Origin of the sequence: Enterococcus sp. DIV1328a, from assembly GCF_050536905.1 — a bacterium.
GTDB classification, from domain to species: domain Bacteria; phylum Bacillota; class Bacilli; order Lactobacillales; family Enterococcaceae; genus Enterococcus; species Enterococcus faecalis.
This window is the reverse complement of sequence record NZ_CP172912.1, coordinates 2,325,001-2,345,616: the sequence shown is the minus strand read 5'-3', so window position 1 is coordinate 2,345,616 and position 20,616 is coordinate 2,325,001. Positions and strand designations below refer to the sequence as shown.

The following is a 20,616-nucleotide window of genomic DNA, read 5'->3' as shown; positions in this document are numbered from 1 at the left end:
AATCAATTTTGTATGATTCACCAAGCTTTTAGATACTCAAAAAGTAATCTGTTTAACAGAGGGAAAGAGTAGCAACTAGAAATTTATATAAATAAAATTTAGCAAAATCACAAAAATTCAATAATTATATTTACAATTTAGAAAAAGCGTGGTACTCTTTTGTGGATTGAAAGCGGAATTTTTTTCAATAACCAACCAAGAACTACGTATCGTTAAGCGAAAAAGGAGAATTAACATGGTAGAAAAAGTATATCCAATGACTCTTGAAGGAAAAGAAAAATTAGAACAAGAGCTAGAAGAATTAAAAACAATTAAACGTAAAGAAATCGTAGAGCGTATTAAAATCGCTCGTAGCTTTGGGGATCTTTCAGAGAACTCAGAGTATGAATCAGCTAAAGATGAACAAGCTTTCGTTGAAGGACGTATTACAACGTTAGAAAATATGATTCGTTTTGCAGAAATCATCGATAATGATGGCGTGGACCAAGACGAAGTTTCCATCGGTAAAACAGTTACTTTCCAAGAATTGCCTGATGGAGAAGAAGAGGAATACACAATCGTAGGAAGTGCCGAAGCCGATCCATTTTCTGGTAAAATTTCTAACGATTCACCGATTGCACAAGCCTTAATTGGTAAACAATTAGGCGACCAAGTGATTATTGCAACACCTGGTGGCGACATGACAGTTAAAATTACAAAAGTTGAAGCAAACTAAATAATTGAGTAGGGCAGGCAGCTTCCAAGGCCTGTCCTTTCGCAATCTAAGACATTTAGGGCTAAAGTCCTATGGTAACCTGAGGCGCAAACCACTATGATTAAATAAAATAAACGAGTAAAATAAATGACATAGGGAGGAGGCAAATCTATGAATAACCCTTGGCGCTTTTTTATCGTCGCAGAAGCATTACTTTTTATTCTGGCGTTATGGCAAATTGTACATAATCCTGGATTAGCTGTTTTATTAACAATTGGCGTTTTACTTGTGGCCTACGTTTCCAGGAAAGCATCTAAAACACATTTTAACAACTTTCAATTCGTCCTCGGCGTTGTTTTTATTGTCATTGGTGCAATGAACAGCACGGCTGTTTGGTTTATGTTGATTTTTGGCGTACTCTTTATCGGCTTAAAAGGCTTTGAGATTTCAGGCGTGGATATAGCTGAGCGAGCACCTTGGCGAAAAAAACAAATGATTATGGTGGAGACGGCGGCAAAAGAACCTAAAAATGGCAAACGATTTAAACGCCGCTGGTTTGCCAACGAACGCATTGGTAACAATATCTATGAATGGGACGATATCAATATTGATTTAATCTCTGGGGACACCATTATTGATTTAGGTAATACGCTACTACCGAAAGAAGACAATATTATTATTATTCGTAAAGGTTTTGGCCGCACGCGAATTCTAGTGCCGTTAGGTGTAGCTATTTTGTTAGAACATTCAACTTTTTACGGAACGGTACGTTTTGAAGAAGAAAAATATCAATTGAAAAACGAATCATTAAAAATTTACAGCAATGATTACGATACCAATCTTCGTCGTTTGAAAATTATGACGAACACTTTAGTAGGAGATGTTGAGGTGATCCGTGTATGACCGATCGGATTTCAAGACGCATGATTTCATTATATGCGTCCCTTAGCACCTTTATTGTTATCTTAATTACATTGTTTTCATATTTTCATTCGATTAAACAAAACCGGTGGTTATTAGAGCTTCTTCAGAGAAAAGTCTTTTATCTACCACTAATTGTGCACATTGTTCTCATATCCTTACTAATAGGCTTATTGACCTTTTTACTGATTTCATTGGTTCAAAAAGGGCAATATGGACGGATTGAAGAAAAACTTCGGTTATTGGCCAATGGTAATTATGAAAGTCCAGTCTTAAACAAACCAACGACCAGTGAAAATCAAGATCATTATCTAACCGAAGTCGAACAAGATATTTGGTCGATTAAAAATAAATTATTAGAGATGTCTAAAGAATTGCAATTATTAAACAGTCGGCCGCAATTAATGGATGGGCAAACAAAAGAAGAAATTTTAGAGAACGAGCGGCATCGTTTGGCGCGGGAGTTGCATGATTCAGTCAGTCAACAACTTTTTGCAGCCATGATGATGTTGTCTGCCTTAAATGAACAAGCACAACGAACAGAAACCCCGGAACCATATCGTAAACAACTAGCCATGGTGGCAGAAATCATTAATGCCTCCCAATCGGAAATGCGCGCGTTACTATTGCACTTGCGTCCTATCAGTCTAGAAGGAAAAAGTTTGCGTAAAGGTATTGAACAATTACTGAAAGAACTACAAACAAAAATTAAAATTGAATTGATTTGGGATGTTGAAGATGTTCATTTAAATAGCAGCATTGAGGATCATCTTTTCCGAATTGTGCAGGAGTTACTTTCAAATACCTTAAGACATGCCAAAGCAAAGGAATTAGAGGTATACTTACACCAAGTCGATAAAAACGTGTTATTGCGTATTGTTGATGACGGTGTCGGCTTTGATATGAAGGAACAAAGTAATAAAGCCGGTAGTTATGGCTTAAATAATATCCGAGAACGTGTTGTCGGCATGGGCGGTACAGTTAAAATTATTAGTTTTAAAGGGCAGGGAACCAGCGTTGAAATTAAAGTTCCTGTCATAAAGGAGGAAACTGCAAGTGATCAAAGTAATGTTAGTGGATGACCATGAAATGGTCCGTTTAGGCGTTTCATCATATTTATCTATTCAAGAGGATATAGAAGTCGTAGGCGAAGCAGAAAATGGTAAGATTGGCTATGAAAAAGCATTGGAACTACGTCCAGATGTTATTTTGATGGATTTGGTAATGGAAGAAATGGACGGCATTGATTCAACAAAAGCGATCTTGAAAGATTGGCCAGAAGCCAAGATTATTATTGTGACGAGTTTTATTGATGATGAAAAAGTGTATCCGGCGATTGAAGCTGGTGCAGCGGGCTACCTATTAAAAACATCAACAGCACATGAGATTGCTGATGCAATTCGGGCGACTTATCGCGGAGAGCGTGTGTTGGAACCTGAAGTGACGCATAAGATGATGGAACGGTTAACAAAAAAACAAGAGCCGGTGTTGCACGAAGATTTGACAAACCGGGAACACGAAATTTTAATGTTGATTGCACAAGGTAAAAGTAATCAGGAAATAGCTGATGAACTCTTTATCACTTTGAAAACAGTTAAAACACATGTTTCAAACATTTTAGCAAAACTAGATGTGGATGATCGGACCCAAGCGGCGATTTATGCTTTTCAACATGGTTTAGCCAAATAAATATCAGATAAATCCATAAATAAATTCTAGGAAATCCTTCTAGGAATTTATTTATGGATTTGTTATACTAATTTTAACGAACAGACAGGAGCGGTCAGAAGAAATGAAACAAAATTTTGCAATTATTGGTTTAGGACGTTTTGGCGGCAGCATATGCCAAACTTTGGTGGAAGCTGGTCAAGAAGTTTTGGCCATTGACAGCAGTGAAGACCGTGTCAATGAATATATGAATATTGCAACGCATGCAGTGGTGGCTAACGCCCAAGATGAAATGACGTTGCGTTCTTTAGGGATTCGGAATTTTGATCACGTAGTGGTGGCAATTGGTGAAGATATTCAAGCGAGTATTTTAGTAACATTAATGGTTAAAGAGATGGGGGTTCCCAATGTCTTAGCCAAAGCAGTCAATGAATATCATGCCCGTGTCTTAGATAAAATTGGGGCAGACATGGTCGTTCACCCAGAGCGGGATATGGGTATTCGAATTGCTCACAAACTTGTTTCACGCAATATTTTAGATTATATTGAATTATCTAGCGAATTTTCATTAGCTGAGGTTCGGGTCACCAATCCTAAATTTTACAATAAAACCTTAGCAGAATTAAATTTCCGTCAACGATTTGGTTTAACTGTGGTAGCGATTCGCCGCTCGAAAACAGAAGTAATTGCTTCGCCAGATGCTTCTGAAATTGTTCGAGAAAACGACAATTTATTAGTTATCGGTGATACCGCAGACGTTGATTTATTAGATGAAAAAATGAATGGCTAAGCACTTTATTCTCTAAAAGCACTGCGCTGTGCTACAATAAATGGCGACAGAGATGTGAAGGAGGAACAAAGAATGAAATTAGAAGTGACACCGAAAGCCCAACAATGGTTTAAAGAAGAAACCGGGGTTCAGCCTGAGACAGGCATTCGTTTTTTCGGAAAAATTTATGGAAAAACACCTGTTCATGATGGTTTTTCCATTGCGATGTCTGTAGAAGCGCCAGATGAGCCAATGATTAAAGAGAACCTAGATGGGATTACCTATTTTATTGAAGAAACAGATGATTGGTTCTTTAAAGGGTATGATTTGCTTGTTGATTATGATGAAAAGAATGATGAACCGCGTTATCAATTTGAAGCAAACCAAGAAGATTTAACAAAATAATTTTAGTGCTAAACAAAAGAGGCTGAAGTAGTGCGTAGGACTATTTCTGTTGCTTTCGTTTAACCGCTAGTCAACCTGAGAAAAAATCGTTTTGGATTTTTTCTCAGGTTCTTTCTATTTAATTAAGCTATTCTTAATTGGATATCGTTATTTAATAAGGCTATCATATGGTATAATGATAATTAACTGAAGTGTGGAGGAAATAAAATGCTATCAATTGTTGTCCCTTGTTATAATGAGGAAGCAGCGATTCCGCTGTTTTTTGAAGAAGTAGAAAAAATTAGCCAGCAACTATCTCATTCAGTAGAATATATATTTGTGAATGATGGCTCAAAAGATAATACGTTAGCTGTTTTAAGACAGCTTTATCGCGAACATCCAGAGAAGGTCCGTTATCTTTCTTTTTCACGAAATTTTGGGAAAGAAGCGGGCTTATACGCTGGTTTAAAAGAAGCAACAGGTGACTTAGTGACAGTCATGGACGTTGATTTACAAGACCCGCCTGAGTTATTACCTCAAATGATTGAGATGATTGAAACCAGTACAGATTTAGATTGTGTTGGCACACGACGCATAACAAGAGACGGCGAACCGCCCATTCGTAGCTTTTTTGCACGGATGTTCTATAAACTCATTAATCGAATTGCTGAGACGGAAATGGTGGATGGTGCCCGTGACTTTCGTGTCATGACCCGACAAATGGTCGATGCGATTTTAGAGTTATCTGAGTATAATCGTTTTTCAAAAGGGATTTTTAGTTGGGTCGGCTTTAAAACAGAATATATTGAATTTAAAAATCGAGAACGAATTGCTGGAGAAACCTCTTGGTCTTTCTGGAGTCTATTAAGTTATTCAATTGACGGGATTGTCAATTTTTCAGAAACACCATTGAATATTGCTTCATACGTTGGCGCCTTTTCGTGTGTTGGTTCTGCACTAGCAATGTTAGTGATTATCTTTCGAACATTAGTTAATGGTGATCCAACAAGCGGCTGGCCTTCAATGGTTTGTATTGTACTTTTTGTAGGTGGTTTGCAACTATTATGTTTAGGAATTATTGGCAAATATATCGGTAAAATTTTCTTAGAAACGAAAAAACGACCAATTTATATTGTAAAGGAATCAGAAAAAGATTCTAAAAAATAACCAAAAAAGCAGAGAAAAATTCTCTGTTTTTTTGTTGTGCATTAAAAAAAGTGTGAATAGACTTTTCAGAAAAACAACATTTTTTACATAAAAAATACATTAACTTTACCTATTTTTATCTTAATGAAACAGCTTTGCTCTCGCGGTTGCAAGAAATAAATGTTAAAATCAAAAGGTATGCTATTAAATGTTTTTTTGGAGGTTGGGTCATGATAGAAGTTATCGACTTGAAAAAAGTATTCGATAATGGGTTTGAAGCGTTAAAATCGGTCAATTTTACGATTGAGCAAGGGGACTTGGTTTGTTTGTTAGGACCAAGTGGGTGTGGGAAATCCACAATTTTAAACTTAATTGCAGGTTTATTACATCCAAGTGATGGAGATATTCAGTTTCGACAGCAGTCGGTTGTCAAAACAGCACCAAAAGATCGGAACATCGGGTTCGTTTTTCAAAACTATGCCTTATATCCACATATGACTGTTCTAGAAAACGTAATGTTTCCTTTGACGGTAGGAAGTAAGAAAGTTCCCAAGGCAGAGGCACAAGCTATTGCCGAAGAATATATGAAACTAACGAATATTGAAGAGTTAAGCCATAAAAAGCCAGGCACACTTTCTGGTGGTCAACAACAGCGTGTTGCGATTACCCGGGCGTTAGTTCAAAAACCAGATGTTTTATTATTAGATGAGCCTTTAAGTAACTTGGATGCACGTTTGCGTTTGAAAATTCGTGAAGAAATCCGCCGCTTGGTGAAAGAAGTAGGCATTACAACAATCTTTGTAACGCACGACCAAGAGGAAGCGCTATCAATCAGTGATAAAATTATTTTATTAAACGAAGGGGTTATTCAACAAAATGATGAACCTCAAAACCTTTACTTAGAACCAAATAACTTATTTGTTGCTCAGTTCATAGGTAACCCAATTATTAATTTATTGTCTGTTGAAGTGAAAGACGGCAAAATGTACCACGAAAGTTTTGAAATTCCGCTTGAGCGTTTTGAGCAAGCACGCTTTAAAATGCCAATGACTGACGGGAAATATACGTTTGCTTCTCGTCCAGAAGATGTGGTACCAACTGAAACAGGTCTCTTTACCACAACGACAGATTTAGTGGAATTGATTGGTCGAGAACGTATTTTACGATTTACATTAGGAAATGAACAAGTGAAATCAATTGTAAGTGTAGAAGAAGCGATTGAAGAAGGAGACACTTTATCTTTTGATTTTTCATATAAAAAAGTATTTATCTTTAACGAAGCGGGAGACCGGGTTTACTAATGAATAAATACAATCCAGAAAATCAACCAAAAGCATGGCTCTTCCTTCTGCCATCATTAGGAATCATTTTACTGTTTAGCGTTTATCCGCTGTTTCGTTCTTTGTGGATGAGCTTCCAAAAAGGTTCCTTAATTAACCAACGCTACGCTGGTTTAGAAAATTATCAACGTGTATTGAATGATCCAATCTTCTATAAAGCGTTAAAAAATACAGCGCTCTATGCATTTGCTGTGGTACCGATTGCCTTGATAATTTCCCTAGCAATTGCTTGGATTATCTTTGAAAAAGTTAAACATAAGAGTTTCTTTGAAACGATTTTCTTTATGCCTTATGTAACGAGTACGATTGCCATTGGGATTGTCTTCCGTTACTTCTTTAATGGCGATTATGGAATTGTCAATTACGTCTTAGGCTTTTTCGGCATTCCTTCTGTCAACTGGCTAGATAATGTTCAAATGAGTATGCCAACATTGATTATTTTTGGGGTTTGGACGAGTTTAGCATTTAATATTATTATTTTGTTGGCTGGGTTGAGAAATATTGATGAAGAACATTTTAAAATTGCAAAAATGTTTGGTGCCTCAGACGGCGAAATTTTCCGACGTATTACGTTTCCGCAATTAGTCCCGACCATTGCCTTTTTATTAACGGTCAATTTAATTGGCGCCTTTAAAGTTTATACACAAGTTTATGCTTTATTCGGTGGTCGTGCGGGGATTGCCAATAGTGCCACAACCGCAGTGTACTATATTTATGACAAATTCCACATTGCAGGGCGTCCCGGAATTGCGATGGCCGCCACAGTGATTTTATTTGTGATTATTTTAGTGGTCACTTTCTTACAAAATAAACTCTTAAAGAAAGTGGGGCAATAAGCCAATGAAAAAAGTTTTAACGATTATCGCATTTGTTTTCTTAGGCATTTTAGCCGTTATTACGTTATTTCCATTTGTCTATATGATTTTAGCCGGTTTAATGAGTTACTCTGAAGCGACCAGCATGCCGCCAACCATGTTTCCAAAACAACCACAATGGCAAAACTACACAGAGGTCTTTCAAAAAGCACCCTTTCTTCGGTATTTCTTGAACACAGTCTTTGTTTCAGGCGTTACAACGATTGCTACGGTAGTCACCGCCGTTTTAGCTTCATTCGCGTTAACGAGTTTGAAGTTCCGTTTTAAAAATGTGGTCATTGCTTTGATGATTTCGTTGTTAATGGTTCCATATGAATCTATTATCTTTACCAATTATCAAACGATTGCGCAATTAGGTTTGTTAAATACTTACAGCGCCTTAATTATTCCATTTTTAACTAGTATTTTTTATATTTACTATTTAAACGGTTATTTAAAAGGTATTCCTGATACTTTTTACAAGGCTGCCAAGATTGATGGCGCTAGTGATTTAGAATATATTTGGCGTATTTTAGTACCAATGTCAAAACCAGCGTTAGTAACAGTAGGGATTTTAACATTTATTTCTAGTTGGAATTCTTTCTTGTGGCCATTGTTGGTGACGAACGAGAAAAAATACCGTCTATTGAATAATGGACTATCGGCCTTTGCGACAGAGAGTGGTAGTGACGTACATTTACAAATGGCTGCTGCAACATTAACCGTTATTCCAATTTTAATTATTTACTTGATTTTCAGAAAAGAAATTATCAGAGGAGTTGCAAAAAATGGAATCAAAGGCTAAAACAACTGTGACTTTTCACAGTGGCATTTTAACAATTGGAGGAACCGTGATTGAAGTGGCGTATAAAGATGCCCACATCTTCTTTGATTTTGGCACAGAATTTCGACCAGAATTAGATTTGCCCGATGACCACATTGAAACCTTAATTAATAATCGTTTAGTGCCAGAATTAAAAGACTTATATGATCCACGTTTAGGTTATGAATATCATGGTACAGAAGACAAAGAGTATCAACACACCGCTGTTTTCTTATCTCATGCCCATTTAGATCATTCGCGCATGATTAATTATTTAGACCCAGCTGTTCCGTTGTACACATTAAAAGAAACGAAGATGATTCTAAATAGTTTAAATCGCAAAGGTGATTTTTTGATTCCATCACCGTTTGAAGAAAAGAATTTTACCCGAGAAATGATTGGTCTTAATAAAAACGATGTGATTAAAGTTGGCGAAATTTCAGTGGAAATCGTACCTGTTGATCATGATGCGTACGGTGCTTCGGCATTACTGATTCGCACGCCTGACCATTTCATCACATACACAGGTGATTTGCGCTTACATGGCCATAATCGTGAAGAGACTTTAGCTTTTTGTGAAAAAGCCAAACATACTGAATTATTAATGATGGAAGGCGTAAGCATTAGCTTCCCAGAACGTGAACCAGATCCAGCCCAAATAGCGGTTGTCAGTGAAGAAGATCTTGTTCAGCACTTGGTTCGTTTAGAACTAGAAAACCCGAATCGACAAATTACCTTTAATGGTTATCCAGCAAACGTAGAACGTTTTGCTAAGATTATTGAAAAGTCACCACGTACAGTCGTTTTAGAAGCAAATATGGCTGCGTTGTTACTTGAAGTATTTGGAATAGAAGTTCGTTATTATTATGCTGAATCTGGTAAAATACCAGAATTGAATCCAGCGTTAGAAATCCCGTATGACACGTTACTAAAGGACAAAACAGACTATTTGTGGCAAGTTGTGAACCAGTTTGACAACCTCCAAGAAGGTAGTTTATACATTCACAGTGATGCACAACCGTTAGGGGACTTTGATCCACAGTATCGCGTGTTTTTAGATTTGTTGGCTAAAAAAGACATTACTTTTGTCCGTTTAGCTTGTTCAGGACATGCAATTCCAGAAGATCTGGATAAAATTATTGCATTGATTGAACCTCAAGTATTGGTTCCAATCCATACGTTAAAACCAGAAAAACTGGAAAACCCGTATGGTGAAAGAATATTGCCAGAACGTGGCGAGCAAATTGTTTTATAAATTTTTTTAAGGGAGAGAAAAAAATGAAGTTCAAAACTCTAGCAACAACAGTGTTAGCAACCGCAGCTATTTTCGCATTGGGGGCTTGTGGTAACGGTAATGGGGCCAAAGAATCAAACGATATTGTGAAAGAAGTGAAGGAAGATACGACAATCACTTTCTGGCATGCAATGAATGGGGTTCAAGAAGAAGCGTTAACAAAATTAACGAAAGACTTCATGAAAGAAAATCCAAAAATTAAAGTGGAATTACAAAATCAATCTGCTTACCCTGATTTACAAGCCAAAATCAATTCGACTTTAACTTCACCAAAAGATTTACCAACAATTACGCAAGCGTACCCAGGCTGGTTATGGAATGCTGCACAAGATGAAATGTTAGTGGACTTAAAACCATATATGGATGATGACACAATCGGCTGGAAAGATGCAGAGCCAATTCGTGAAGTATTGTTAGACGGCGCCAAAATCCACGGCAAACAATACGGCATTCCATTTAATAAATCGACAGAAATGTTATTCTATAATGCTGATTTGTTAAAAGAATATGGTGTTGAAGTACCGAAAACATTGGAGGAATTAAAAGAAGCTTCTAAAACAATTTACGAAAAATCCAACAAAGAAGTCGTTGGTGCTGGTTTTGACTCGTTAAATAACTATTACGCAATTGGAATGAAAAACAAAGGCGTTGATTTTAATAAAGACTTAGATTTAACAAGCAAAGATTCACAAGAAGTCGTGGACTATTACCGTGATGGTATCGAAGCAGGTTACTTCCGCACAGCTGGTTCAGATAAATATTTATCTGGCCCATTTGCAAACAAAAAGGTAGCAATGTTTGTCGGTAGTATTGCTGGTGCTGGTTTTGTTCAAAAAGATGCTGAAGCTGGTGGCTATGAATACGGTGTTGCACCACGTCCTGAAAAAATCAACTTACAACAAGGAACAGATATTTATATGTTCGATAGTGCTACGCCAGAACAACGGACAGCGGCATTTGAATTCATGAAATTCTTAGCTACTCCTGATTCACAATTGTACTGGGCACAACAAACAGGTTATATGCCAATTCTAGAATCTGTTTTACACAGTGATGAGTACAAAAATTCTAAGACAACCAAAGTACCTGCACAACTTGAAAACGCAGTAAAAGATTTATTTGCTATCCCAGTAGAAGAAAATGCTGATTCAGCCTATAATGAAATGCGGACAATTATGGAAAGTATTTTTGCTTCATCAAATAAAGACACGAAAAAATTATTGAAAGATGCAACATCACAATTTGAACAAGCATGGAACCAATAATCAATAAATAAACAGACGTGGGAGGTTGGGATCTGAGTCGTTATGGCTCGTGTTCTAACCTTCCTGTTCTTTTGGGCGGAAGAAGGAGAGAAACAAAATGCAAATAAAAATTTTAGCAACAAGTGATATGCATGGGTATATTATGCCGACAAGTTATAGTGAAAAAAAGATGGATTTGCCTTTTGGAACCGCAAAAGCAGCAACCATGCTGAAAAAGTTACGTGCGTCTGCCGAAGGACCAGTTTTTCAAATTGAAAATGGGGATTTTATTCAAGGTTCGCCGCTTAGTTACTACGTAAGAAAAGCAGAAACACATTCAGTGGAAGCCATCACTAAAATCATTAATCAAATGAATTATGATGTTAGCATTTTAGGTAACCACGAATTTAATTACGGATTAGATTATTTAAAGGAAACAATTGCCAGTTATCAACAGCCAGTTTTAGCTGCCAATATTCTTGGTAAAGATGGACAACCTTATTTCGGTCAGCCGTATGTCATCATAGAAAAACAAGGGGTTAAAGTAGCCATTCTTGGCGTGACGACCCAATATATTCCTCATTGGGAACAGCCGGCAACAGTCAAAGATTTAACGTTTAAAAGTGTCGTTGAAACAGCGGCAGAATACGTGCCAAAATTACGGGAAGAAGCGGATCTAGTTGTTGTCGCTTACCATGGCGGTTTTGAAAAAGATTTAGAAACAGGGGAACCCACGGAATTACTAACAGGAGAAAATGAAGGCTACGATTTGTTGGAAAAAGTTCCTGGGATTGATGCCTTAGTCACTGGTCACCAACATCGAGAAATTGCTACAAAACTGAATGGAATACCTGTGATTCAACCAGGTTTTCGAGGAGCTTTCGTTGGAGAAATTACTTTAGAAATTGAACCTATGGCTAAAGGCTATCGCGTTATTGGAAGTGACGCAGCTATTCATCCTGTTGGAAACGAACAACCAGATGCAGAAGTTTTAGCTTTGACAACAGCGTTACATGACGAGGTAGAAGAGTGGCTTGACCAACCAGTGGGAAATGTGGAAGGGGATATGACGATTCAAAATCCGAATGCCGTACGCCTCAAAGAACATCCATATATAGAATTTATTAATAACGTCCAAATGGCTTCAAGCGGAACGGATATTTCAGGGACTGCACTTTTTAACAATGAAGGCAAAGGGTTTAATAATCAAATTACGATGCGCGATATCATTACCAACTACATTTATCCAAATACCTTGGCTGTATTGCGTATCACTGGACAAGACCTCCGTGAAGCGTTAGAACAAAGCGCTACTTATTTTGTGTTAGAAAAAGGCCAACCAATTTTTAACCCGAAATATGTCGATCCAAAACCACAATACTATAATTATGATATGTATGAAGGCATTGAGTATACGCTTGATTTAAGACAACCGTTTGGTGAAAGAGTGACGAAACTTAATTATCATGGCAAAGCAGTGCAAGCAGAAGATGTTTTGGAAATCGTGACAAATCAATACCGAGCAGTCGGTGGCGGAAACTATCAAATGTTCCAACCTGAAAAAATTATTCGAGAAATTCAAATTGATATGACGGAACTGATTGCAGAATATTTAAAAAAACATCCAATCATTCAAGCGTCGACAAATGATAACTTCAAGGTTATCTGGTAAAAAATAGCAAAAAAAAGCCTTCAACCATGCAATTACTTGAAAGATGGTTGAAGGCCTTTTTTGAGTTAATAGCCTTTTTTTAAGGAAACTTGGTTTTTGACGAGGGTCTGATCCGTCACAAATTGATTTAAGTTTGGAATAAAAATCGCCAGTAATTTTGATTTGAACTTCGGTGTCATGCCAGAAATATGAGGTGTTAATAAAACATTCTGCATCTCCCATAAAGGGCTATCTTCGGGAAGAGGTTCTTCTTCAAAGACATCTAAGGCAGCAAAAGCAATGGTTTTATTGTTTAAGGCAGTTATCAAATCGTTCGTTGCTACTGAGGCGCCGCGACCAACATTTACGAAAATTGTTTCAGGAGCCATTTTTTCAAAAAGTGCCTGATTGTATAAATGTTTTGTTGTTTCAGTCAAAGGAAGAATGTTCACAACAATGGACATTTCATGGATAATTTTACTCATATTCTTCTGTGAATAGCATTCAATGAAGCCTTCCGTCACATGTCCAGAGGTATTCACGCCATAAACTTGAAGATTTAAACCTTTAGCAAATTTAGCTAATTGTTGTCCGATTTGCCCGGTGCCTACGATTAACATTTTTTGCCCAGAAAGTTGTTGATAGGAAGGGGCTGTTTGATTCCATGTGTGTTGCATTTGTTGTTGGATACTTTCTTGCAGTCCGCGGGTATGTGCTAATAAAACGCCTAAAACATGTTCTGAGATAGAAACACTATGGATTCCGCTACCATTAGACAACAGAATGCCCTTTTCTCTTAATTTATCAAAATCCATATAATCAGCACCAGCAGAAATGAGCTGAATCCATTTTAGGTGACTAGTATCAGAGGCTAATAAACGCGGACCAATTTCTTTATGCCAGCCTAACATAATTTCGATTGCCTCTTCTTCAGCAGAGGATAAATAATCGGTAGATGTTTTAACTAGATAATTGGGTGCCACAGCTTTCACTTGTTCCAGTTGTTCTTCGTTGAATACTTCATTTAAATAAATAATTGGTTGGTTCATCTTTCTTCCTCCTAGCACTTTTTATTGTATCAAAAATAAATTTAAAAGAGAAAAAGAAAGGCTTTTCAGTAAAGCAGAAAGCCAAGGACAAAAATCCGATTTAGATTTTTGTCCTTGGCTTAAAAACTGCTAAAGTCCAGTGCTAACCTTATTTAGGTACGCCGTTTTCAAATAAACTTGTACTATGAACTGGTTGACGTCGAGCATCGGGCCGTAAGTAATGTAAAGCATTATTTACGGCAGTAGGTGCCTCACCAAAGCCTGTAGCGATTAATTTCACTTTTCCCTCATAGGAACAGATATCCCCTACAGCGTATACACCAGGAATGTTAGTTGACATATCGGAATGAACATTAATAGCATTTCTAGAAACGTCTAATCCCCATTCTTTGAGGTGTGTTAAAGAAGAAGTGAAGCCATAATTGATAATTAAATCATCCAGAGGGAGATCCATTGTTTGGTCACCTTTTGTCTCCGTTAATTGGATGCCTGTGAACGTTTCATTTTCCTTTAAAATATCACTAATGATATAAGGAGTTCTGATAGAAACACTAGATTTTTCCAGTTGTTCCACGCTATGTTCGTGGCCGCGAAATTGTGGGCGACGATGGATAATAGATACTTCTTCTGCAACGTTTTCTAGCATTAAAGCCCAGTCAATTGCGGAATCGCCGCCACCAGCAATCGCAACTTTTTTGCCAGCGAATTTTTTCATGTCAGTCACATAATAATGGATTGACTCACCTTCAAAGGCTTCAACATTTTCGATAGCTAAACGTCGAGGTTGGAAAGCGCCGTTACCAATCGCAAAGATAACCGTTTTAGAATAATGTGTGCCTTTAGTTGTTTCTAAGCGCAAAAGTCCATCTGCTTCCTGTGCAAGGTGTGTGACCTCTTCTTCCAAGCAAACATCGTGCTGAAATGGCTGCATCTGTTTTTCCAAATTGGCAATTAACTCACCGGCTTTAATAGCAGGGAATCCAGGAATATCATAAATATATTTTTCGGGATACAGCATTGTTAGCTGACCACCTAATTGTGGCAGGCTATCAATGATTTTCGTTTTCGCTTTACGAATTCCCGCATAAAAAGCGGCAAATAATCCAACAGGACCGCCGCCGATAATCGTTAAATCATAAATATCTTTTTCATCAGACATTTGAAAATTCCTCCTAATTCATTTAGGGTTGAGACAACTATTGATCGTTTTGCGAACACTTCACAAAATAGCACGGCTTTTCGAAAAAAGCAAGTTTGGCTAACGAATCAAAGCATTCTTTAATCATTGGAAAAAGATCATAGCAATTTTCAGCATTTTTCGATATGATGGAACTATAAAATAATTATCTAGGAGGACATTCTCATGTCACAATTTCCACAATTAGATTTAGAAAATGCTAAAGGCCCAAAAGCTGTCATTAAAACAAACCGAGGCGACATCACTGTTCAATTATTCCCAGAACAAGCGCCTAAAACGGTTAAAAATTTTGTTGAATTAGCGAAAAAGGGCTACTATGATGGCGTTATTTTCCATCGTGTGATTCCTGATTTTATGATTCAAGGCGGTGACCCAACCGGAACAGGAATGGGCGGCGAAAGTATTTATGGAGAAGCATTTGAGGATGAATTTTCTCGGGATGTTTTCAATTTGCGTGGCGCATTGTCAATGGCAAATGCTGGTCCTAACACAAATGGCAGCCAATTCTTTGTTGTTACTAATCAAAATGTTCCAGCTCAAATGATGAGTCAGTTAGAAGATGCTGGTTTTCCAGAAGAAATTATTGAAGCTTACAAACAAGGCGGAACACCTTGGTTAGACTTCCGTCATACTGTTTTTGGTCATGTGGTTGATGGTATGGATGTAGTGGATGAAATTGGTGGAGTCCAACGGGATGCCCAAGACCGTCCAACATTTGACGTCGTGATGGACACAGTTGAAATCATTGGTGAATAAGTTTAACCAATTGAAAAAGAGAGTACCAACGAGGGACAAATTCGTTGGTACTCTTTATTTTTTTCTTAAAACGACTAACTTTTTTTTAAAAGCATCCAAATCGCTTCTTTTAATGAAGTCTTTATAGGATACTGAGTGAAAGAATAGAAGGAGAGGAAGCAAATTTGTTAGAAAAATACAGATATCCAATGGCCTTGGCTTTGTTTGCAGTAATACTCCCATTTATAGGAACATTTTTTACGTATGTAGATCAGCAAGGAATCGTTCATGAACCAGGATTTTATACAATCATAATTGGAGAAATTTTACTTATATTTTCAGGTATCTGGTTCGTCAGAGTTTATTTAGCTAAACGCAAAAGAAAGAATTAAAAACAGCTGTCCTAAAAACTAGGACAGCTGTTTTTAATTAAAGGCTTTTTTGATACGTAAAAGGCCTTCTTCGAGAGTTTCTTTTGAACAAGCTAAGTTTAAACGCATGTGTTGAGAACCTTGGGGACCAAAACTAATTCCTGGATTTAGAACCACTTTCCCCTTATGAATTAAGGTATCGCGAAGTTCCCGATCCGTTAGCGAATAAGAACTAAAGTCTAACCATAAAAGATAGGTTCCTTCAGGCTCCATTACACGAACGCTAGGCAGCTCTTTACGGAAAAAAGAAAGGGCAAAATCAATATTTTCTTTTAAATAATCAAGTAATGCCGTTAGCCATTCCTCCCCTGTTTGATAGGCAGCTGCCGTTCCCACGTAGCCAAAAGTATTGATACCGCCTTGATGATTTTTGTCTTGTAAAGATACGAAAGATTGCCGTAGTTTTTCATTAGGAATGAACAGCATTGAATTTTTAATCCCCGCTAAATTAAAGGTTTTCGTTGCCGCTGTTAAGGTAACAGTGAATTCCTTAAATGCTTCATCAGCGACAGTAAAGGAAGTGAAGGTATGCGGTTTGAAAATCAAATCCTGATGAATTTCATCGCTAACTACAGTTACTTGGTGTTTTTGGCATAAACGGCCAATTGCTAGCAATTCTTCTTTTGTCCAAACACGTCCACCAGGATTATGGGGATTACAAAAAAGTAACAGTTTCACCTTTTCTTCGATTATCTGTTGTTCCATTTTAACCAAATCAACTTCATAATGTCCGTTAACTTCTAGTAAAGAATGGCGCACAAGTCTACGCTCATTTTGTTTTACCACATCTGCAAAAGGGGGGTAGACTGGATCACAAATCATGACAGAATCAGCAGGTGCTGTATACGCTTGAACGGCTGTGGCCAAGCTGGGTACCACGCCACTATTAAACAAAATTTCTTCTTTTTCAACAATCAATTGATGGTGTTGCCGTTGCCAATCTTGAATTGCTTGATACAGTTCATTAGGTGCAACTGCATATCCTAGAATGCCTTGTTCAATAACTTGTGACAAGGCATCAAGAATAGGCTGATGTACTTTGAAATCCATATCAGCAACCCATAAAGGTAGTAAATCTTTTTCGTGGTAACTCGTTTCAACGGTGTCCCATTTAACACAATTCGTGTGGCGACGATCAATGGTTTCATTAAAATTAAACATAAGATAACTCCTTTTCTTCTATATAAACTCTTACTTCCTATAGTATAGTAGATTTTGCTTAAAAGATGAAACAATAGTTTTAACAACTAGGGAAGAAATAATGCACAAACGTTGAAAAAATGCTATTATTTTAAATGAGTAGAAACGGAAAAAGAAATTTATCGTATGAAAAGAGGAAATTTGATGAAGTACAAAATTGGTATGGTACTTTCTGGCACAATTACCGGACTTCAACCATATGGCGCATTTGTTTCTTTAGACGAAGAAACACAAGGACTGATTCATGTTTCGGAAGTACAAGCTGGCTTTACCAAAAATATCCATGGACTCTTAACCGTTGGACAAAAAGTAACCGTTCAAGTTATTGATGTTGATGAATATTCTCAAAAGATTAGCTTATCTTTACGAACCCTTGAAGACAAAGTTCATTCAGTGAACCATCGACGCAAAAAATATTTTACGGATAAGAATAAAAAAATTGGCTTTGCAACCTTAGACAAAGAACTTCCAGAATGGATTGATGAAGCCATGGATAAATTGCTTGAAAAATAATTCTGTATTTTTTCAGAAAGTGTGTTACAATTTCTTTTGTTAGTGAATCTAAAAATTAATTGAGGTGGATGTCGTGTCTAACAAAAAAGTCGCTGGAACAATCATACTGAACTTAAACGATGGTAGTAAAAAATTTTTGATGCATCCAATAGGTGAAGCGATTGAGTTTGCGATGGCAAAAGTTTCTGATGAGATGACGGGTTTAGCTAGTATGCTACAATGGTTCAAAGAAGAGGTTCAATTGGACGTTACTTCAATTAGCTTAGTAGAATTAACTAACGCGCATATCAATAAAGAAAATGTTCCGCTGTTTGTCTTCGAGATGGATGAACAAGCACTTAAAAATGAAATGGATAAAGACTATACATGGGTAGCACCTGCAGAATTAAAAACGATTTGGTCAAAATATCATATTGAAGGTGTCCCAATGTTTTAAACAAAAAAGAAAGAATCTGTCGATAATTGAACAGATTCTTTCTTTTTTTATGTTGTACGTAAAAAAGTTAATCGAACTATTTCAAATATATGATTCAAATTGTTCGATTTTTAGCAAGGAATTAAACTGTTTTGATAGACAATTAGGATTTAAAAAGTTTAAAAACGAAATAATTGAAAAGAATGAAAACAGATTGAAAACTTCTTTTAATTTTTTTGAAAAAAAGTGTTGACCAAACATCAAAATCTTGATATATTATTACATGTCGCAAGGCGAGTCACACAGCTGAGCGATTCAGAAATCAATAATTAAATAACAATTCTTGATTTCAAATCTCTCGAAAAAAGTTTGAAAAAACAACAAAAAAGTTGTTGACAAATAACAAACGAGATGATAAGATATAGAAGTTGTCACAACAGACAACAACAACCGAGCAAAACAACTTAAAAAAACTTTTTTAAAAAAGTTCTTGACATTCAAACGAAAGTTTGTTATGATGTAAAAGTTGCTGCGAGGTAACGTAGACCTTTGAAAACTGAACAAAGAATAGACGAACCAAATGTGTAGGGCGTCTTGATTCAATTCAAGACAACAAACATTTTTAACAAGCAAGCAATATGCTAGCAAACAAATTGAGCTTAACAATCGCAAGATTGTTCTAACTTTTATTATGAGAGTTTGATCTTGGCTCAGGACGAACGCTGGCGGCGTGCCTAATACATGCAAGTCGAACGCTTCTTTCCTCCCGAGTGCTTGCACTCAATTGGAAAGAGGAGTGGCGGACGGGTGAGTAACACGTGGGTAACCTACCCATCAGAGGGGGATAACACTTGGAAACAGGTGCTAATACCGCATAACAGTTTATGCCGCATGGCATAAGAGTGAAAGGCGCTTTCGGGTGTCGCTGATGGATGGACCCGCGGTGCATTAGCTAGTTGGTGAGGTAACGGCTCACCAAGGCCACGATGCATAGCCGACCTGAGAGGGTGATCGGCCACACTGGGACTGAGACACGGCCCAGACTCCTACGGGAGGCAGCAGTAGGGAATCTTCGGCAATGGACGAAAGTCTGACCGAGCAACGCCGCGTGAGTGAAGAAGGTTTTCGGATCGTAAAACTCTGTTGTTAGAGAAGAACAAGGACGTTAGTAACTGAACGTCCCCTGACGGTATCTAACCAGAAAGCCACGGCTAACTACGTGCCAGCAGCCGCGGTAATACGTAGGTGGCAAGCGTTGTCCGGATTTATTGGGCGTAAAGCGAGCGCAGGCGGTTTCTTAAGTCTGATGTGAAAGCCCCCGGCTCAACCGGGGAGGGTCATTGGAAACTGGGAGACTTGAGTGCAGAAGAGGAGAGTGGAATTCCATGTGTAGCGGTGAAATGCGTAGATATATGGAGGAACACCAGTGGCGAAGGCGGCTCTCTGGTCTGTAACTGACGCTGAGGCTCGAAAGCGTGGGGAGCAAACAGGATTAGATACCCTGGTAGTCCACGCCGTAAACGATGAGTGCTAAGTGTTGGAGGGTTTCCGCCCTTCAGTGCTGCAGCAAACGCATTAAGCACTCCGCCTGGGGAGTACGACCGCAAGGTTGAAACTCAAAGGAATTGACGGGGGCCCGCACAAGCGGTGGAGCATGTGGTTTAATTCGAAGCAACGCGAAGAACCTTACCAGGTCTTGACATCCTTTGACCACTCTAGAGATAGAGCTTTCCCTTCGGGGACAAAGTGACAGGTGGTGCATGGTTGTCGTCAGCTCGTGTCGTGAGATGTTGGGTTAAGTCCCGCAACGAGCGCAACCCTTATTGTTAGTTGCCATCATTTAGTTGGGCACTCTAGCGAGACTGCCGGTGACAAACCGGAGGAAGGTGGGGATGACGTCAAATCATCATGCCCCTTATGACCTGGGCTACACACGTGCTACAATGGGAAGTACAACGAGTCGCTAGACCGCGAGGTCATGCAAATCTCTTAAAGCTTCTCTCAGTTCGGATTGCAGGCTGCAACTCGCCTGCATGAAGCCGGAATCGCTAGTAATCGCGGATCAGCACGCCGCGGTGAATACGTTCCCGGGCCTTGTACACACCGCCCGTCACACCACGAGAGTTTGTAACACCCGAAGTCGGTGAGGTAACCTTTTTGGAGCCAGCCGCCTAAGGTGGGATAGATGATTGGGGTGAAGTCGTAACAAGGTAGCCGTATCGGAAGGTGCGGCTGGATCACCTCCTTTCTAAGGAATATTACGGAAATACACATTTCGTCTTTACTT

At 38.1% G+C, this 20,616-nt stretch carries 21 protein-coding genes and 1 rRNA gene; 19 read left to right on the top strand and 3 right to left on the bottom strand.

The window, feature by feature from the left end; all coding sequences use genetic code 11:
- Positions 1-235 precede the first annotated feature (235 nt).
- The 13 genes from greA (at position 236) to IGL93_RS11190 (ending at position 12,809) form a co-directional block, all read left to right on the top strand.
- Complete coding sequence (greA, locus tag IGL93_RS11250) at positions 236-715, top strand: transcription elongation factor GreA (RefSeq protein ID WP_002355133.1); 480 nt, start codon at positions 236-238, stop codon at positions 713-715.
- Between the two features lie 150 nt (positions 716-865).
- On the top strand, positions 866-1,597 hold the full coding sequence (liaF, locus tag IGL93_RS11245) for a cell wall-active antibiotics response protein LiaF (protein ID WP_002381168.1): 732 nt from the start codon (positions 866-868) through the stop codon (positions 1,595-1,597).
- On the top strand, positions 1,594-2,697 hold the full coding sequence (locus IGL93_RS11240; RefSeq protein WP_002365182.1) for a sensor histidine kinase: 1,104 nt from the start codon (positions 1,594-1,596) through the stop codon (positions 2,695-2,697). The genes liaF and IGL93_RS11240 overlap by 4 nt, the downstream gene beginning before the upstream one ends.
- Positions 2,672-3,304 (top strand): response regulator, encoded by a 633-nt coding sequence (locus IGL93_RS11235; RefSeq protein ID WP_002355137.1) that lies wholly within the window; start codon positions 2,672-2,674, stop codon positions 3,302-3,304. Before IGL93_RS11240 ends, IGL93_RS11235 begins: the two co-directional genes overlap by 26 nt.
- Before the next feature lie 103 nt (positions 3,305-3,407).
- Positions 3,408-4,073 carry a potassium channel family protein gene (locus tag IGL93_RS11230; protein WP_002355139.1) on the top strand — a complete coding sequence of 222 codons (666 nt, stop codon included), beginning with the start codon at positions 3,408-3,410 and terminating at the stop codon, positions 4,071-4,073.
- A 54-nt stretch (positions 4,074-4,127) separates the two neighbouring features.
- Complete coding sequence (locus IGL93_RS11225) at positions 4,128-4,457, top strand: HesB/YadR/YfhF family protein (RefSeq protein ID WP_016616794.1); 330 nt, start codon at positions 4,128-4,130, stop codon at positions 4,455-4,457.
- 207 nt (positions 4,458-4,664) lie between these two features.
- A complete protein-coding gene (locus IGL93_RS11220; RefSeq protein ID WP_010707118.1) occupies positions 4,665-5,603 on the top strand; it encodes a glycosyltransferase family 2 protein in 939 nt (312 codons plus the stop codon).
- Positions 5,604-5,749: 146 nt separating this feature from the next.
- Positions 5,750-6,883, top strand: coding sequence for an ABC transporter ATP-binding protein (locus IGL93_RS11215; RefSeq protein ID WP_002385276.1), 1,134 nt, complete (start codon positions 5,750-5,752; stop codon positions 6,881-6,883).
- Positions 6,883-7,758: a carbohydrate ABC transporter permease gene (locus IGL93_RS11210; protein ID WP_010776123.1), complete on the top strand. Its 876-nt coding sequence runs from the start codon at positions 6,883-6,885 to the stop codon at positions 7,756-7,758. Before IGL93_RS11215 ends, IGL93_RS11210 begins: the two co-directional genes overlap by 1 nt.
- Before the next feature lie 4 nt (positions 7,759-7,762).
- Positions 7,763-8,581 (top strand): carbohydrate ABC transporter permease, encoded by an 819-nt coding sequence (locus IGL93_RS11205; protein ID WP_002355144.1) that lies wholly within the window; start codon positions 7,763-7,765, stop codon positions 8,579-8,581.
- The gene (locus IGL93_RS11200) at positions 8,565-9,854 is read left to right on the top strand and encodes an MBL fold metallo-hydrolase (protein ID WP_002355145.1); all 1,290 of its coding nucleotides are present in this window, start codon (positions 8,565-8,567) and stop codon (positions 9,852-9,854) included. The genes IGL93_RS11205 and IGL93_RS11200 overlap by 17 nt, the downstream gene beginning before the upstream one ends.
- Before the next feature lie 23 nt (positions 9,855-9,877).
- The gene (locus IGL93_RS11195; protein WP_010776122.1) at positions 9,878-11,158 is read left to right on the top strand and encodes an extracellular solute-binding protein; all 1,281 of its coding nucleotides are present in this window, start codon (positions 9,878-9,880) and stop codon (positions 11,156-11,158) included.
- Between the two features lie 97 nt (positions 11,159-11,255).
- On the top strand, positions 11,256-12,809 hold the full coding sequence (locus tag IGL93_RS11190; protein WP_010707120.1) for a bifunctional metallophosphatase/5'-nucleotidase: 1,554 nt from the start codon (positions 11,256-11,258) through the stop codon (positions 12,807-12,809).
- A gap of 65 nt (positions 12,810-12,874) precedes the next feature.
- Here IGL93_RS11190 and IGL93_RS11185 read toward each other — a convergent pair whose 3' ends face one another.
- Both IGL93_RS11185 and IGL93_RS11180 read right to left on the bottom strand, forming a co-directional pair.
- Positions 12,875-13,837: a phosphoglycerate dehydrogenase gene (locus IGL93_RS11185; protein WP_010715421.1), complete on the bottom strand. Its 963-nt coding sequence runs from the start codon at positions 13,835-13,837 to the stop codon at positions 12,875-12,877.
- A 148-nt stretch (positions 13,838-13,985) separates the two neighbouring features.
- The gene (locus tag IGL93_RS11180) at positions 13,986-14,996 is read right to left on the bottom strand and encodes an NAD(P)/FAD-dependent oxidoreductase (RefSeq protein WP_010776121.1); all 1,011 of its coding nucleotides are present in this window, start codon (positions 14,994-14,996) and stop codon (positions 13,986-13,988) included.
- A 204-nt stretch (positions 14,997-15,200) separates the two neighbouring features.
- On the opposite strand from IGL93_RS11180, the gene IGL93_RS11175 reads away from it, so the two are divergent.
- Together IGL93_RS11175 and IGL93_RS11170 are read left to right on the top strand one after the other, a co-directional pair.
- Positions 15,201-15,791 (top strand): peptidylprolyl isomerase, encoded by a 591-nt coding sequence (locus IGL93_RS11175; protein WP_002355150.1) that lies wholly within the window; start codon positions 15,201-15,203, stop codon positions 15,789-15,791.
- A 164-nt stretch (positions 15,792-15,955) separates the two neighbouring features.
- Positions 15,956-16,162, top strand: a complete 207-nt coding sequence (locus IGL93_RS11170) for a DUF3955 domain-containing protein (protein ID WP_002361121.1) — start codon at positions 15,956-15,958, stop codon at positions 16,160-16,162.
- 33 nt (positions 16,163-16,195) lie between these two features.
- Here IGL93_RS11170 and IGL93_RS11165 read toward each other — a convergent pair whose 3' ends face one another.
- Positions 16,196-17,362 (bottom strand): MalY/PatB family protein, encoded by a 1,167-nt coding sequence (locus IGL93_RS11165; protein ID WP_010713785.1) that lies wholly within the window; start codon positions 17,360-17,362, stop codon positions 16,196-16,198.
- A gap of 183 nt (positions 17,363-17,545) precedes the next feature.
- Here IGL93_RS11165 and IGL93_RS11160 point away from each other — a divergent pair, with 183 nt between their 5' ends.
- From IGL93_RS11160 to IGL93_RS11145, 4 genes are all read left to right on the top strand, one after another.
- A complete protein-coding gene (locus IGL93_RS11160; protein ID WP_002365178.1) occupies positions 17,546-17,914 on the top strand; it encodes a CvfD/Ygs/GSP13 family RNA-binding post-transcriptional regulator in 369 nt (122 codons plus the stop codon).
- Positions 17,915-17,978: 64 nt separating this feature from the next.
- A complete protein-coding gene (locus IGL93_RS11155) occupies positions 17,979-18,350 on the top strand; it encodes a hypothetical protein (RefSeq protein ID WP_002385270.1) in 372 nt (123 codons plus the stop codon).
- Entirely contained in the window at positions 18,334-18,582 is a 249-nt protein-coding gene (locus tag IGL93_RS11150) for a hypothetical protein (RefSeq protein ID WP_002392518.1), read from the top strand. The genes IGL93_RS11155 and IGL93_RS11150 overlap by 17 nt, the downstream gene beginning before the upstream one ends.
- Before the next feature lie 434 nt (positions 18,583-19,016).
- A 16S ribosomal RNA gene (locus tag IGL93_RS11145) occupies positions 19,017-20,577 on the top strand.
- Positions 20,578-20,616 lie beyond the last annotated feature (39 nt).

Excerpts from the sequence above, each read along its gene's own strand:
- IGL93_RS11165 (WP_010713785.1), bottom strand. The coding sequence starts at position 17,362 with ATGTTTAATTTTAATGAAACCATTGATCGTCGCCACACGAATTGTGTT.
- IGL93_RS11185 (WP_010715421.1), bottom strand. The coding sequence starts at position 13,837 with ATGAACCAACCAATTATTTATTTAAATGAAGTATTCAACGAAGAACAA.
- greA (WP_002355133.1), top strand. The coding sequence starts at position 236 with ATGGTAGAAAAAGTATATCCAATGACTCTTGAAGGAAAAGAAAAATTA.
- IGL93_RS11220 (WP_010707118.1), top strand. The coding sequence starts at position 4,665 with ATGCTATCAATTGTTGTCCCTTGTTATAATGAGGAAGCAGCGATTCCG.
- liaF (WP_002381168.1), top strand. The coding sequence starts at position 866 with ATGAATAACCCTTGGCGCTTTTTTATCGTCGCAGAAGCATTACTTTTT.
- IGL93_RS11160 (WP_002365178.1), top strand. The coding sequence starts at position 17,546 with ATGAAGTACAAAATTGGTATGGTACTTTCTGGCACAATTACCGGACTT.
- IGL93_RS11195 (WP_010776122.1), top strand. The coding sequence starts at position 9,878 with ATGAAGTTCAAAACTCTAGCAACAACAGTGTTAGCAACCGCAGCTATT.
- IGL93_RS11180 (WP_010776121.1), bottom strand. The coding sequence starts at position 14,996 with ATGTCTGATGAAAAAGATATTTATGATTTAACGATTATCGGCGGCGGT.
- IGL93_RS11190 (WP_010707120.1), top strand. The coding sequence starts at position 11,256 with ATGCAAATAAAAATTTTAGCAACAAGTGATATGCATGGGTATATTATG.
- IGL93_RS11210 (WP_010776123.1), top strand. The coding sequence starts at position 6,883 with ATGAATAAATACAATCCAGAAAATCAACCAAAAGCATGGCTCTTCCTT.
- IGL93_RS11240 (WP_002365182.1), top strand. The coding sequence starts at position 1,594 with ATGACCGATCGGATTTCAAGACGCATGATTTCATTATATGCGTCCCTT.
- IGL93_RS11230 (WP_002355139.1), top strand. The coding sequence starts at position 3,408 with ATGAAACAAAATTTTGCAATTATTGGTTTAGGACGTTTTGGCGGCAGC.
- IGL93_RS11200 (WP_002355145.1), top strand. The coding sequence starts at position 8,565 with ATGGAATCAAAGGCTAAAACAACTGTGACTTTTCACAGTGGCATTTTA.
- IGL93_RS11175 (WP_002355150.1), top strand. The coding sequence starts at position 15,201 with ATGTCACAATTTCCACAATTAGATTTAGAAAATGCTAAAGGCCCAAAA.
- IGL93_RS11205 (WP_002355144.1), top strand. The coding sequence starts at position 7,763 with ATGAAAAAAGTTTTAACGATTATCGCATTTGTTTTCTTAGGCATTTTA.